Source organism: Maritalea sp. (assembly GCF_051251695.1).
Lineage (GTDB): Bacteria > Pseudomonadota > Alphaproteobacteria > Rhizobiales > Devosiaceae > Maritalea.
Map to the genome: position 1 here is coordinate 1 of NZ_JBPOEU010000020.1, position 14449 is coordinate 14449.

At 45.4% G+C, this 14449-nt stretch carries 18 protein-coding genes and 2 pseudogenes; all 20 read left to right on the forward strand.

Going from position 1 to position 14449, the window contains the following annotated elements:
• The first annotated feature begins 254 nt into the window (after positions 1-254).
• The 20 genes and pseudogenes from ACSHWX_RS12650 (at position 255) to ACSHWX_RS12745 (ending at position 13996) form a co-directional block, all read left to right on the forward strand.
• Entirely contained in the window at positions 255-389 is a 135-nt protein-coding gene (locus ACSHWX_RS12650; protein ID WP_435668587.1) for a hypothetical protein, read from the forward strand.
• Positions 390-399: 10 nt separating this feature from the next.
• Complete coding sequence (locus ACSHWX_RS12655) at positions 400-804, forward strand: hypothetical protein (protein WP_435668588.1); 405 nt, start codon at positions 400-402, stop codon at positions 802-804.
• A gap of 33 nt (positions 805-837) precedes the next feature.
• A complete protein-coding gene (locus ACSHWX_RS12660) occupies positions 838-1320 on the forward strand; it encodes a hypothetical protein (protein ID WP_435668589.1) in 483 nt (160 codons plus the stop codon).
• Positions 1321-1348: 28 nt separating this feature from the next.
• Positions 1349-1636, forward strand: coding sequence for a hypothetical protein (locus ACSHWX_RS12665; RefSeq protein ID WP_435668590.1), 288 nt, complete (start codon positions 1349-1351; stop codon positions 1634-1636).
• Positions 1637-1864: 228 nt separating this feature from the next.
• Positions 1865-2236 (forward strand): annotated as a pseudogene (locus ACSHWX_RS12670) (GNAT family N-acetyltransferase); the annotation flags it as partial.
• Positions 2237-2587: 351 nt separating this feature from the next.
• Positions 2588-3967, forward strand: coding sequence for a hypothetical protein (locus ACSHWX_RS12675; RefSeq protein ID WP_435668655.1), 1380 nt, complete (start codon positions 2588-2590; stop codon positions 3965-3967).
• 3 nt (positions 3968-3970) lie between these two features.
• Entirely contained in the window at positions 3971-4423 is a 453-nt protein-coding gene (locus tag ACSHWX_RS12680) for an ASCH domain-containing protein (RefSeq protein ID WP_435668591.1), read from the forward strand.
• Positions 4424-4882: 459 nt separating this feature from the next.
• On the forward strand, positions 4883-5314 hold the full coding sequence (locus ACSHWX_RS12685; protein ID WP_435668592.1) for a hypothetical protein: 432 nt from the start codon (positions 4883-4885) through the stop codon (positions 5312-5314).
• 19 nt (positions 5315-5333) lie between these two features.
• Complete coding sequence (locus ACSHWX_RS12690; protein ID WP_435668593.1) at positions 5334-5705, forward strand: hypothetical protein; 372 nt, start codon at positions 5334-5336, stop codon at positions 5703-5705.
• Between the two features lie 21 nt (positions 5706-5726).
• Positions 5727-5924: pseudogene (locus ACSHWX_RS12695) on the forward strand (peptidoglycan-binding domain-containing protein); the annotation flags it as partial.
• A 135-nt stretch (positions 5925-6059) separates the two neighbouring features.
• Positions 6060-6656 carry a hypothetical protein gene (locus ACSHWX_RS12700; RefSeq protein ID WP_435668656.1) on the forward strand — a complete coding sequence of 199 codons (597 nt, stop codon included), beginning with the start codon at positions 6060-6062 and terminating at the stop codon, positions 6654-6656.
• A 155-nt stretch (positions 6657-6811) separates the two neighbouring features.
• Complete coding sequence (locus ACSHWX_RS12705; RefSeq protein WP_435668594.1) at positions 6812-7204, forward strand: hypothetical protein; 393 nt, start codon at positions 6812-6814, stop codon at positions 7202-7204.
• The gene (locus tag ACSHWX_RS12710) at positions 7197-8069 is read left to right on the forward strand and encodes a hypothetical protein (RefSeq protein WP_435668595.1); all 873 of its coding nucleotides are present in this window, start codon (positions 7197-7199) and stop codon (positions 8067-8069) included. Before ACSHWX_RS12705 ends, ACSHWX_RS12710 begins: the two co-directional genes overlap by 8 nt.
• Positions 8070-8370: 301 nt before the next feature.
• Positions 8371-9267, forward strand: a complete 897-nt coding sequence (locus ACSHWX_RS12715; protein ID WP_435668596.1) for a HEAT repeat domain-containing protein — start codon at positions 8371-8373, stop codon at positions 9265-9267.
• Positions 9260-9652, forward strand: a complete 393-nt coding sequence (locus tag ACSHWX_RS12720) for a hypothetical protein (protein ID WP_435668597.1) — start codon at positions 9260-9262, stop codon at positions 9650-9652. Before ACSHWX_RS12715 ends, ACSHWX_RS12720 begins: the two co-directional genes overlap by 8 nt.
• Before the next feature lie 183 nt (positions 9653-9835).
• The gene (locus ACSHWX_RS12725) at positions 9836-11023 is read left to right on the forward strand and encodes a tyrosine-type recombinase/integrase (RefSeq protein ID WP_435668598.1); all 1188 of its coding nucleotides are present in this window, start codon (positions 9836-9838) and stop codon (positions 11021-11023) included.
• Positions 10957-11568: a hypothetical protein gene (locus ACSHWX_RS12730; protein ID WP_435668599.1), complete on the forward strand. Its 612-nt coding sequence runs from the start codon at positions 10957-10959 to the stop codon at positions 11566-11568. Before ACSHWX_RS12725 ends, ACSHWX_RS12730 begins: the two co-directional genes overlap by 67 nt.
• A gap of 130 nt (positions 11569-11698) precedes the next feature.
• Positions 11699-11923 (forward strand): helix-turn-helix transcriptional regulator, encoded by a 225-nt coding sequence (locus tag ACSHWX_RS12735; protein ID WP_435668600.1) that lies wholly within the window; start codon positions 11699-11701, stop codon positions 11921-11923.
• 112 nt (positions 11924-12035) lie between these two features.
• The gene (locus tag ACSHWX_RS12740) at positions 12036-13013 is read left to right on the forward strand and encodes a hypothetical protein (RefSeq protein ID WP_435668601.1); all 978 of its coding nucleotides are present in this window, start codon (positions 12036-12038) and stop codon (positions 13011-13013) included.
• Positions 13010-13996 (forward strand): AAA family ATPase, encoded by a 987-nt coding sequence (locus tag ACSHWX_RS12745; RefSeq protein WP_435668602.1) that lies wholly within the window; start codon positions 13010-13012, stop codon positions 13994-13996. The genes ACSHWX_RS12740 and ACSHWX_RS12745 overlap by 4 nt, the downstream gene beginning before the upstream one ends.
• Positions 13997-14449: the final 453 nt, after the last annotated feature.

The following is a 14449-nucleotide window of genomic DNA, read 5'->3' on the forward strand; positions in this document are numbered from 1 at the left end:
CACCAGCCGACGTTTACTTCGGCAGAGCACAGTCCATCTTAAACAAACGAGAAAGGATCAAACAAAAGACCATCACACAACGGCGCTTGCATTACCGCAAAGCAGCCGCATAATATTAACAATAAAGATGAGCCAGACCATCTCTTAAATCAGACAGCCAGTTGTCTCAAATACCCTGAACACGGACAGGCTATTGCGACATTGACATTCCTGCTAGCCCCTTCTGTTCGCTTCTAGGATTTGAGGGTACACCCATGACACTTTATTGGGTCTCAAACACTATGACGGACCAATCGCATTTGGGTCGAACATTCACCGGCGTCACCAACACGGCTGGCACCAGTGTGGTCACTATCCCGTGGCTACTTTCTAACCTCACTGACATTTAAGGATTTCACGATGGAAAAGATCGCCCAAATTGAACATGGCGGCGCGACCTACACAATGATGTCGCCCGCAGAATTAAAGGGACTAGGTGTGCCTCAAGCGGTTATTGATGAAGCTGTGGGCAAACTGCGCGTTGGCCACATTAAGCAAGAATGTCGCCGCATTTATGCAATTGCAAACGCGGAAAGCCAAATGAATATGGCGACCGCATCGGCCGTGATTTCAGGCAAAACTGCTCCCAACCGTACCGATGCGGAAAAGGTCATTCTGTCGGGCACAGAAATGGCCATTGAATGGGTTGCAGCCATGCGCGCCAACATCGCAACTCTTGCTGATGACGAGAACGCGAACATCACAGACGACGCCAATTGGCCAGCTTGTCCAGCTGAAGTCACAGCACTTGCAGCAATGTTCTGATCTTACAACTCGAAACAATATCGGACCCTAGTCATGAACTATGCCGAAGCCCGTTCAAAAATCCAAACCGGCGACCTTCTCGCATGGCGTGGAAACGGGTTTTGGTCTTGGCTCATTCGCCACACAACAGGCGGCGCACACACCCATGTTGGCGTCGCTTGGTGGTTTCGCAAACGCCTGTTTGTTCTGGAAGCTAAAGAAGGCGTTGGCGTTCAATTGCGCGCCCTTTCCAACACCGGATCATTTGACTGGTTGCCCACCAATATCAATTGGTCAATTGATTTGGAATGCTTTGCATTTTCGCACCTTGGCAAGCGCTATTCATATCTTGAAGCCGTAGGTGCTGGCCTTGGCTTTACGGTGCAAAATGACGAGTTCATTTGCTCCGAATATGCGGCGGAACTGTTCCGGCGCGCTGACCGTCTAAATGGCCTAAAAGTGAAGTCACCAACACCCACCGGCCTTGTTCAATATTGGTTGGGTCAGGGTGTGTCACTAAGAGCAATTTTGAACTGAACTTTGCGCAGAACCTAAAGGAAAAGAAATGAAACTATCACGCATTCTATTCATCGTTGGAAGCCTGATTTCCTCAGCTATTGCCTTTCTCATCTCACCGATTGTGGCAATCGCCGATGCCATTGGCCGTGGCTTCACAACACTATTTATGCCCGATCATCGGACACAGGCAAAACTGGACGGCTTCACCCAATCGTTGAAAAGCATTTCCAACCGCTGGCGCGCCGCTTTGGCATTTATCAATCGCGCTTTGAAACACGAAAAGTTTGTTGGCAACCAATTTTCAGATGCGCGTTCACCTTCATTTTTGGTGTAGCGCGAAGCCTCAATCAACTACTGAAACACGCCTTCATTGCTGAACAGTTTTGAAGGCGTTTTTGTTCCAAATGACGGATGGCCGATCCATCAATTGCGCTAACAATTGATGGATCAGCTTTGGGGTTCAATCGCAAAATTGCAGAGTTTTGGTATTGGGAAAAATAGTTTAGTCTCTGAAATGCAATTTGAAACCATTTTTTAATCTAAAATCGCCGGATCCCGACAGATGAGAATTATCGACCAACGTAGTGCCTTGCTTACATTTCAAGACGACATCATTCAAATAGCTGACAAATACAAGAACGAAATCGGTTTTTGGCCCGCTTCGAGCATAAAAGAAGCAATTTTGAGAGATCGTCTGGTTTGCGCAACAAAGGTCATCGGTGACGATGAAGTTGCGGTTGGTTTCCTAATTTTCAGCGGTGTTTTTCCCAACAGTCGCATCCAAGTGGTCGCCATCTCCCCAAATCATTTGCGCCAAGGCATCGCTCAAGTGCTTCTCAATGCAACAATCAGCAAACTTGAATTACAGAACTTCCGTGCTGTCTCTGCAAAACCAGCGAAAGATATCGCGGCCGCCCAGTCATTCTACGAGAACAATGGTTTCGCAGTTGTGCGAACTGTGGGGGGCGGACGGTCACGGAACCGCGAAATCGTAATTCGTGAAAGACTACTCAACAATCGCGACCTACTCACATCATTGGATAAGCCCAGAAAAATTCGAATTATTGACACTGCTCCGGCTGCATTCCGTCTGTGGATTTTGGATATCAACGTATTGATGGAAATATCAAAAGCACGGAGAACAAAGCATGCGTTGGCATCGAAAATTTTCTCCGCAGCGCTCAGTGGTCGCATTAGGATGGCCGTAACATCGGAGTTCCTAAGAGAATTGGGCCGGTTTTCAACTGAAAAGGAAATTGACCCCATACTCGAATTGGCGAAACAATTGCCAACAATCAATCTTCCGGATGGCGAGACCACTTCACAGTTGTCGGAAGAAATACATAATGAAATTTTTCGTAAACACAAACCGTCACAAGCAGGGTCGGATCAGGCCTTAAGTGACAGTATTCATCTTGCAGAGTGTATTATGGGCAACGCGTTTGCGTTCATAACAAGTGATGGTGTTCTGCTAAACAATCGACCGCTCATTCGAGAAAAATGGGGCCTCGAGGTTGCTGCCCTCGACGAGCTCAATGATGCACTTTCCGAGATGCCGCTTGATATGGGCAGCACGTCAACTGTGGGTAAGGATTTCCGCATCTCAAATGAAACATGGGAACGAGCACAGCAATTTTTCAAAGCGATGAACATCCAGCATGACTATGCGGACGAAAGCCACCATGTGCCTTTGGCACATATAAATCCTTACCTTTTAAAGGTCTCTGGAGAGAACGACGAAACAATCGGTGTTATGAAAGTTAGGCGACCTCAAGCACTTGGCGATGCCCACCAAATGATACTGGCCGTCGATCACCGACATCCGCTAGCCGAAATGGCAGCAGAAGTGTTGATGAACCAAACCATCGACCATTTCGCGCAGTCGGGACCAAACTTACTCTCGATTGCGGCTGCACAGGGCCAAATAGTCGCTTACAAATGTGCACAGCGATTTGGCTTCGTTGTGTCGGAACACGATACCCTCAAAAAACTCACATTAGGAACACCACTCTTTTCAGCAAATCATGAGAAGATATCAAGCGCTGTCCGCCTGCTGACAGGACAAAATGGAATATTGGAAATCCCTGGGAGTTTTGAAGAATTGAACATAATGTTCGATCAACGACCAGATGAGTTCGAAGAGCTTGAAAAAACAATGTCCCCAGCACTCATTTTGGCAAAAAACCGACCAACAATAATACAACCGATCAAACGCTCTTTTGCCGACGAGCTTCTGGGCACCTCAAATCAACAAAACATGTTAGAGCAGTTTGGCGGAGCTTATTTGGCAAAAAAGACTTATGTATGCAGCGGACGAAGTAAGAATTCTTTTAGAGCCAATCAAATAGTGTTCTTTTATGAGTCGGGTAGAAATAATGGCAGGCAGGCGATTGTTGCAATCGCCCGAGTTGACGATGTTTTGCATTCAAAGAAAGACGAGGTGGGGGCTGCTGAAATGAGACATACAGTCGTTGAAAGCGTCGATCAATTTGCCGCCGGAAGCGACGTCACGCTCTTTTCGTTTAGTTCATTGTTACGGTTTCCACGACCAGTTTTGTATTCAGAGCTCAAGAAAATACAGGCAACTGGGAATTCCAATCTACAAAGCGCCACAGTAGTCACACCAAAGAACACGCAAAAGATACTTGAATTGGGATGGTTGTAAAAGATGAATGAGAACGCACTTATTTCAATCCAATCAATATACGCAAGTAGCATTGCGGAGGGCCGTAAGACAGTAGAGCTGCGCCGTCGCTTCTTATCCATGCCGGTTGGTTCAAAATTATGGATCTATTCCACGCTACCCGTAGGTGCGCTTATAGCCACTGCTAGGGTCTCTGATATTGACTGTGATTTACCCTCAACCCTATGGAGCAAATACAGCGGCGACGCTGCTGTATCCCATGAAAAGTTCTTTGAGTATTTTTCTGGGAGTTCAAAAGGCTACGCGATTAAACTCAAAGATGTCACGCCAATAGATCCCATACCACTATCACAAATCAGAGCAATAAGGGGCTTTGACCACATTCCTCAGGTCGCTGCCAAAATCTCAATTAAAGAAGCGCTGCAATTCCAACTGCTCTCTGGCATTCCAAAGCAAAGAGTACACGTGGAGGCCTAACGGCCACAATTAAGCGTTAGAAACTTTGTTTTGGTTTCCAGAAGGCAGTGCAAAAGTTTCCAGAAGATCGCGCGCCGCCACAAATACGCAAAGACCTTCTCGCACCTAACAACCTGCAATTTATAAGAAATTTTGGTAGCGGGAGAGGGACTTGAACCCCCGACACGCGGATTATGATGCGGGCTAGGATGTGGAGCAGATAGCCCCTCACCTACTCAATTCGCTGCATCAACCGATTGAAGCTATTTAGGAATAGCAGCTCATTCAATTTCAAACCTCGACAATCCACTTCATTCAAGATCAGCGCTTACGCATCCCAATTTAGACCCAGCAGTCGCAAACGGCTTGTCGAATGCAGCCTTAGGCAAAGATTGCCAAAATACAGAAGACATGCAACACTCCATTAACTTTTGGTTAAACTGACTTTGTTTTTGCTTAAATTTTTTGCTGTGGTTTATAATGTTTGCACGCACTCTAATTTTTATTTTGTTGCCTTTGACTTTGTACGGTTGCTCAGCCTTTGCGCCGAGGTATCTCCAAGAGGCAGACTCTAAATCAACATCTGGATATGAAGAACTCGCTGTTTTGCTTTCAAAAGCAGAACTCGGTGCGTTTAAGGAAACCAGTTCCTACAATGACCAGATTGATGGCTATTCCAGCATAATCGGTAAGTTCACAGTTGCCAAATTAGCCCATACAAATGCCGAAACAGCAAGTCAGACTTCGGGAGCGCAAGCTTCTCTCAACACGATAATTGAGAACTGCATTTCGCTAATCAAACTATTAGCAAAAGAACACAAACTGGATGGCATTGTGCCAAACTCAGGAACAACACAGACTGTGCAAGTCGGCTGCGACATTGCATTGCACGCAATCCGGGCAACCAAATGATACTCTAGCGGAGGACACAATGGTCGATCTGAAAAATTTCAAACCTAACAACATAAATGAACTGGTTAATGTACTCACCAGCGAGCTTTCTGCACTTGGCAAAAAGTGGTGGGAGACCAATTCAAATTTAGTGACCGGGTATGTTAGATCGCTATCCCAAGCGGTGATTCAAACGCAGTCATCTCTGGCAAGCGGCAGTATTAAGCCCGATCAAGCGGACCGCATTATGCATATGCAGGAACTGGCATTCTCTTCGACGCTTCACTTCACTAAATACATGACTTTCGCTCTTGCTCAAAAAGTTCTTGATACGACGTTCAAAGTAGTTGGCTGGGCGATCCTTAATCTAACTGGAGTTAACCTATTTCCACAATTGGTATCATCCGATTAGACACATTGCGGGGGAAAACATATGCGCATTTTAATTCGACGACGAGCAGGTTATCGAAACGTCAGAGGGGGCCATGTAATTGAGCTACAGCGCGCAATTGCTGCAATTGTGTCTCTGCCAATTAGTATTGACGGTGTTTTTGGCAACCAAACGGAAAGCGCCCTCAAATTTTGGCAAACAACCAACGGTCTTGAACCTACAGGGATGGTAGACGAACTCACATGGACCGCTACAACACAAAAGCAAGTTCCATCCTTGTTCAGACGTTGTCTAGCGATAACAGCCGCGTTTGAGGGCCACGGTTATACAATTGCTCGTGGCAATTGGGATAATGCATATTTAACATGGGGAGTAGTGGGCTTCACACTGAAACACGGAAATTTTGGCAAAGTAATAAGAACGGTCGAACAACGTCATCCGGGGCTACTAGAATTTACAATTGGCGCTTCGAAATCCAGTGAACTGTTAGATATCATTGATGCAAAAGCAGTCGACAAAAAGAAGTGGGGTAACTCGCTCTCCAAACTACCACAGAAGTATATGATCCACACAGATTGGGAAGATGCTTTTGACGAGCTGGGGAACCAATCTGAAGTTCGCGTAATACAGGATGAAGTAGCACACAATGTCTATTGGGCAAGAGCTCAAAAGGATCTTGAAAAATATGGACGACAGACTGAATCAGACGCCGCATTGTTTTTCGACACCGCCGTTCAAAACGGTGGCATTGACAAAAAAAAAGCCAAGCTTATGGCTGATGCTTTTTCCGCCAACCCAAATGCAAAAAACAACGAAAAGCTTAGGTTGCATGTTATCGCAGAAGCAATCGCTTCAGGTAGCAATTCCAAATTCTATGAAGATGTATTGAGCAGAAAGGGATGCATAGCCGCTGGAAAGGGCCGTGTTCACGGAGCACGATACTTTTTGAAGGATTGGGCATTGGGGCAATAAGTAAATAAATCAATAAACAAACCCGCATGACAAGGATTGCTGACGTTCAGTTTTAACTTGTCGCAAATGACGAAAAAACTTCTAGTGAATTGTGTCGGTCTATCGGCGGCAAACAACGAGCTATTTCAGAAAATAGTCCTATTGAGGAAAACTAAATGTCAAGAGATATTTCAGAAGCCAACAGTGACAACTCGATCGAAAGCTATCTCGACAAGCTGTTTCGGCTAATCCCTACTGAAGTTACAGCGGCTTTTTTGGCTATCAATACACTATTGGGGACCGACAATAATTCAGTGAATATTTATCTCTCGTTGTTATCAGCATTTGTTCTCGCCTGCTTGTCGCCATTGTTGTTGCAGAGGTTTGCAGGCGTGAGATCCAAAATTCAATTAGTTTCGTCACCAATTACTTTTTTGATATGGGCTGGAAACATAGCGATTTATCGCTTTAATCCGGCGTGGTCACCGGACAAAGTGCTTCCAACCATTTTGATCCTCTGGACCGTATTGTTACTGTTTGCCACAACTTGGAGTGATGGCCGTGATTAAAACACTTGCAATTTCGGTGTTGCTCGCAGGTTTTGCATTTTCCCTTCCTGCAGCTGCAAACCAAGTCAATTCTGGTGAGGGCATATCAACTTTTAACGACAAAAATGAGTTTTTCTGCAGCACCCCATTTGGGGCTATTGGAGTTCATTCAACAGACGATAAAAAAGTCTACTATGCCTCGGGCGGCAATCTCAATGTAAACTCATTTACACCAAGACTGCGCTTCTACGTCAATACTGTCGAAGATGACGTAGCTTGCAAACAGTCATTAGCCGACAGTCGCAAACGTCCCGATCAACGTTTAGGGTTTATCTTCGCACAAGCATTCAACTATCTAGATTGTACAGCCACAGAGTTAGACTGTGGCACAGATTCTGAAAGGGAAGTCGCACAGGTTATTCTTAGAGGTGATTGGAGAAGTCCAAAAGGCATTCCTACGATAAGAAAAGTTGTGAATTTTGGGCCAAATCAATCGTCTGATTGGGTTTCCTTGCTTTCCGCACAGGGTTTTCCTTTTGAAACATTGCATCACTACTATGAAAACTCGGTGGTGAAATCGTTAGGTTTTCGTAGCCGTTTCCATGGTGAGATTGTCGATAATGGCATTCTTGAATGGGGGCCAATCACATCGAGCGCTGAGACATTTACAAGGTGGTGGGTACCCGCAGATTGTAAAGTAAATGAATCTACGCACTGTTCGCATACAGTGTTCCTTATGAGGGTAACAACTAGCAACACTGAGCTTGTCTCGTCGCCTACAGATTTTACCATTTCGCCTTGGTTCACACGAAAGTTGCTCGTAACGAGTTGGTCTCCATTCAACTACGAGGACAACATTCTACGAATAAACCTGAAAAATGACTAACGAAGGCGAATACACAAGATTATTCATCCGTAAAAGACATTTATGGATCTACTCCACTTAGTGCTTCCTATAATCTGTCCATGCCTCGCCATTGGTTTCCATGAGGTCGATGCTAAAATAATCGTTTCTGATTTTCTTCAAAATATACACCAATTCCTTTTTCATCTGACGCCCAGCGCAACCCAACCAAGAGCGCGCCAAGGAAGGAGAAACTACCGCGATCTATCGCAGTTGCATTATTGAACCCGATTGGCCTAAACTAACCACAAATCTGGCAATCAAATCTCGGACAGCACACATTTTGATAGAATTGATAGAATTGATAGAAAAAGTTATTAGAAATTTGTCAATTGCAAATTGCCGAGCATTTGTTAGTGGTATTGGCTCTACTCTGTCTGTTTTTCCTTATGATGTATATTTTCTGGATAGAAAATCTAGCTACAAGTCCGACCTCCAAGAGAGAATTTTAACCTTGGAGCAACGTTTGGCACACTCAGGTCTAATCTACGATGTTGGGAATAAGAAATCAGAAACACTCTACAGCGACACGTTATCATTTGACGTGTCGAAACGTCTTAGCTCTGCTCGTGAGTTTTCAAAACTTGGCGCTGTAGGTGCTGGCACTATATCAATAATGCTGAAAGACCACGATATATCGGTAAGAGACAGTATTCTTAGATGTTTCACGAACCCTGACGATGAGAAAATAAAGCAAATTTTAGTATTGCTTGATCATCCAGACGAAAAAGTGAGATCACAACTCTTACGAATGCTAGGTCAAATGGGCGAGGCAGCTAAAGATCCACTTCTAAAAATGACCTATGACCTTGACCATCGATTTAGATCATATGCGCTTTACGCTATGATTGAGGCTGAAATCGAAAATTTGCAGATGTTCGATCGCGCACTCGAAATGAAAACGGACGAAAGTGAATATGTTCGAAAAAGGGTCGCCGACTTTATCGCGATGTACGGATATCTAGATCTCGAAAAATCTCGCGGAGTAGTTGAAGACCTCCTTACCGATGACAGTTCGATGGTTGTACTAGCGTCCCTAGAAGCACTTTCATGCTTTCAAACAAATCAACTTGAAAATTTTATCAGACTTGTAGAACTGCTTGTCTTCTCTTCATCACCGGAAATACGGAATGCAAGCATTAGTTTTTTGAATACGCTGGAGGGCAGCAAAAATGTCTAGCGAAGTAAGAAACATAAATTTTCTCCCGCCCCCTGACATTGCTAGGGAATATGAGTCCATTTACCCTGGATTTCTTAAGTGGCAAATGGACATAATTGAACACGAAGCTGATCATGCTAGAAAAGCGGGCATTGCCGCTCGTGAATATGATATAGCGCGTCTAAGGATTTTCGAAAATGTTTTGAAGCGTGGGCAAATGTTCGGACTGCTAATTGGCCTGTTTGCTCTTGCTGCTGGTTCATATACCGCGATCTCCGGAGCTGAAATTAGTGGCGGACTAATAGGCTCTGGCGGAGTAATAGGTCTGGTGGCGGTTTTCGTATTTGGCAGAAATGCCGACAAACAAAAACTCCCTGTTGAGGTACCGCAGATGACTGACAATTGAACAGCAACATATTTGCAATCACTTTCATGGACTTAATCTGCGCACGAGGGGCAAGCGTGGTGCCTCGCATAGCCGCAACTAACTCATATTCAACCGGCAAGTAGCTAACGTCAAACCAACCAACTCGCCCCAAACCATACCCTGACACGCGGATGTTTTGGTCTTAATTTGGTTGGCATGAGAATGAAGCTAACCACAAAATCAATTGATGCGCTACCGACTGCTGAAAGCAAACGGTATGAAGTACGCGATAGTCACATATCCGGGTTCATGGTCAGAGTGTCTTGCGTTGGTAAGAAGGTGTTTTACCTCAATAAGCGCATTGATGGTCGATCACGTCGCATTAAGCTGGGTGAATATCCTATGATGTCGCTCGCAGAAGCACGTCAGAAGGCCCAAGGCGTATTGCGCGACATATCCCTCAGTGAGTTCGATAAGGACGGTACTGGCTCGCTTGAGCGCTCTGTGCCAACGCTTCAGGAAGTGATTGAGCAGTTCATTGAACTGTATGCCAAGCCACGCAATAAGGATTGGAAAGGCACCCAGTCAGTTCTGTGCAAGTTCAGTGTTTTGAATTCACACCCAATCGATCAGATCAATCGTCGTGATGTGCACGAGGTGTTGGATCGTATTGTTGCTAGTGGCACACCTACCCGTGCCAATCGCGCATTGGCTGCTATCAAGAAGCTGATGAACTGGGCTGTTGATCGTGGCTATATCGATGTTTCACCTATCGCCAGTATGAAACCACCCACGAAGGAAGTGCCGCGCGAACGTGTACTGAATGATGATGAGGTATGTGGTTGCTGGAATGGTGCAATTGAAGAAGGTTATCCTTTCACCCAATTTGTCCACATCCTAACGCTATTAGGTCAACGTCGAGGCGAAGTGGCTGGCATGCGTTGGTCTGAGTTAGACCTCGACAAGGGATTGTGGACCCTACCCTCGTCCCGTGCAAAAAACGGCACTGCCCATTTCGTGCCTTTACCTAAACTTGCGTTAGACATTCTGAACTCGATCCCACGTTTTATGAACAGTGATTTTGTATTCACCACAACTGGCACCTCACCCATTTCTGGCTTTGGTCGTCTAAAACGCCGCCTTGACGAACATGTTGGCCTAGATGCACCTGATTGGCGCTTTCACGATCTACGACGCACAATGGCCACAGGCATGGCAGAGTTGCGTGTTGCGCCTCATATCATTGAAGCCATTCTAAATCACAAATCGGGTATCGTCTCTGGCGTCGCAGCGGTGTATAACCGTCACCTATACTTAGATGAAAAACTTGAAGCATTAGAATTATGGGCGAACAAAATCGAGACGATGACCAGTGCAATACCTTCCGCAAAAAAGCAATTGGCGAGCTAGAAGGTGCGCTGCACATTGAAGTGGACAACCAACTCCAGTCCGATCTGGATGAGTTATGCTCGACATACAGACCTATCGCCAGATCAGTCCCATCCAAACTAAATGGCGCCCCTTCTACTAAGGATCTGTCAAAGCAAATCCAGTGGTTCAAAAACAATACCATCAATCCTGCTCAGACCTTGCTTAAAGCACTTACAGTGGACGCACATGAGATGCGTACGGCCATGACACCTGAATTAGACAAATTGATCGATAGTGAGCACCTAGTTCCTGCCTTGGAAAAGCTTCTTGATCAAGCTGACGATGTATATGTTGAATTGGATCAGCAGCTATATCACCGCATAACGAACAAGCAGCAAATCCAGTACGAAGTCGTTTTGGCACTCTACAAAATGTTTGATTACAATCTTGGCGACGATTTTACAAAACGCGGTACAGCGACAGTTGATTTGGCACTTCACATAGCATGTGGCGAAGTCTTGAAGCACAAAGAACAAATCAACTTAATCGTGAAAGCTGTTAGATTACAGGTGTCTAAGGGCTAGCTAAATTCAAGCTGAGTTAGCTTCAGGCTTTGCTCGTAATCTCCATCAACTTACGACATCCTATGGCTGTTAACACTTAGAATACAGGAGCGCTCCTTCATTCAAATCTAACTGAATAAAGGAAAGACAAATGAAATTACAAAGCGGCCAACAGGCCCTTGCAAACAGATCAGACCTGAAAGGGTTTGGCATCAAAGTCAGCAACAGCACTTTGCTCCGTTGGGAGCAGAATGGACGTTTTCCAAGACGCATTCGCATGGCTGGCACGAGCGTAGCATGGCTCAAATCTGAGCTTGATGCTTGGCTAGCAGATCGTGCCGAAGAGCGCTCACGCACTCACTACGCTGATTTTTAGCACGGGGCCGCATTAGCCTCAACCTTCTAACAATTAGGCCAATCACAAACACACGCATTTGCGTGCATGGCGAAGCTCTGCTCCGTGGTTGGCCATAACGAAAGAAATCGATATGACAAATAATAAGCAACACAAATCCACAAAGCATCCCCAAAACACGGCCCGCATTTTTCAGGATTATGAAGATGACGAACATGTTCTTCGTAGCCAATATGGCTTCTTGCAAGATGTCTGGGACTTTTGCGAAGACATTAGCGATCCCGTTTACACCTTCCTTGCGTTTAAAGAAGTAACAACCGGAAAATGGGTCGAACACGCTGTCGAAGCAGGTGGTGCGCTCAATGAGGTCACAAAACTCCTCACCAAACATTCGCGTTACGATTATGATCAGTATTTCTGTCCCAATCCATTTTCTAAGCCATGGCGCAAAAGACAATTCGCATTACCCACACGATTTAGTTGGTGCGATATTGATGACGGTGATCCTGAAGAATTCGATCCATTGCCGTCACTTGTTTGGGAAACGTCCCCAGATCGCACTCAAGGTTTGTGGTCATTGGATCAAACGTTGGCAGTTGGCGAGGCCGAGCAATATTCAAAAGCTTTGGCATACCATCATGGTGGCGACAAAAATGGTTGGTCAGCAACCAAAATGTTGCGTTTGATAGGTTCTATCAACCATAAGCCCCAATATGATGAGCCGTTTGTTCGAACAATATCGTGCGATTGGACCGAAATTGAGTCGCGACCTTTGCCTCTCCAGTCGCCAATATATGATTTACCCAACGGAGCAATAATTGTTGACGTTGATCCTGAAAAACACAACCCAAGAAACGTCCTAAAGCGCTACCGTGCCAATTTGCACGCAAAGGTTCGCTACTTGATTGGCAATCGCACCGTCAAAGAGCGCAATCGTTCAGCTCAAGTGTTTCACATGATCGCTGGGCTTTATGAAGCTGGCGCGTCAAATGATGAAATCGCATGCGTGATTTGGGATAGCCCGTATTTCATCGACAAACATGGCAAAAATCTGAGCAAGCTCAACGATGAAATTGGCCGTGTGATCTCGAAGCTGGAGTCAAAATCATGAGTAGCAAGAAAAAAGAACTATTTGTTGATCTTGATAGCATTGAAGCCAAAGAAGTTGAATGGTTGTGGGAGCCATTCATACCGTTCAGCATGATCACAATCATGGAAGGTGACCCCGGCATTGGCAAATCGTTCTTAGCAATGCATTTGGCAGCACAAATCTCGATTGGTGGCGAACTCCCAGATGGTCAAAAGGTCGACAAGGGGCGAGTGCTTTACTTGAGTGCTGAAGATGACGCAGCATACACGATACGCCCTCGCATTGATGCAATGGGCGGTGACGCAGAGCAAATCCGCGTGCAGGGCGACTTTCTGTCGCTTGATGAAAAGGGCCTCAAAGCCCTTATGCGCGAAGTTAGACGTAAACCACCAGAATTGCTCATCCTGGACCCACTGTTTGCTTACGTCCCAAGTGGTCAAGACATGTACAAGCCTAACGTCATTCGCCAGCTACTATCGTTTTTGAAGGATATAGCTGAGGCTGGTGAAACAGCAGTGTTGATTGTTCGTCATTTAACGAAGGCAAAGCATGACAAGGCAATTTACCGTGGTGGTGGATCAATGGATGTAATTGGAGCCGCACGTTCAGCTTTTCTTGTGTGTGAACATCCCAACGATTGCGACACGAAGTTGGTTGTCCACATCAAGCATAACATTGCACCTAGGGGTAAAACGCAAACATACGAGCTGTACGCTGAAGAAGAAGGCGAAATGGCGCAGCTTAATTGGCTTGGTCCTTCAGACATCACAATTGATGACTTGATCGATCCAAACAGTGGCACTCAAATGTCAGCGCTGGACGAAGCTGTACAATTCCTTCGTGTTTTCCTCAAAAATGGCCCTGAACGGTCATCAGCCGTCGAGAAGGAAGCTGCAGCGCGCGATATTTCACCAAAAACGCTGGAACGAGCGCGACGAAGTCTTGGCATTAAAGCGAAAAAGACTAAGGACGGTTGGTATCAAAGCTTGCCTGAGGAAAAATAACCACAGATGGGGATTAAGTGCGCCAAGATCGTCAACATCGTCATTGTTAGCGTTGGCGCACTTATTATTCAACATCGCCACAACAATACATGGCGTCCTTGACGTTCTTGGCGTTGTTGCAATTTGTACCATGATCAGGATATGAAGAATTTGTGTTGAATATTCAAACACTTAACCCGTCTAGTGAGTGTCACGCAAACTGCGAGCCTACTAGGGCATTTAACTCATTGGTTTATCGAATAAATTTTCAATTTCGCTGATCATATGGGTAAAATCTACTAGAGGGGTTAACTCATTGATACTATTATATAATGTCATAGTATACTATTTTAAGGTATGTATACGCGTGTGTGCGCACGTGAGTAGCATTTACTCATATACCCCACCTGTGGCCACTGGAAGCTGAGCGCTCAAAACCTCAGAAATGCATTTGAGCGCTTGAACGCGAATAAC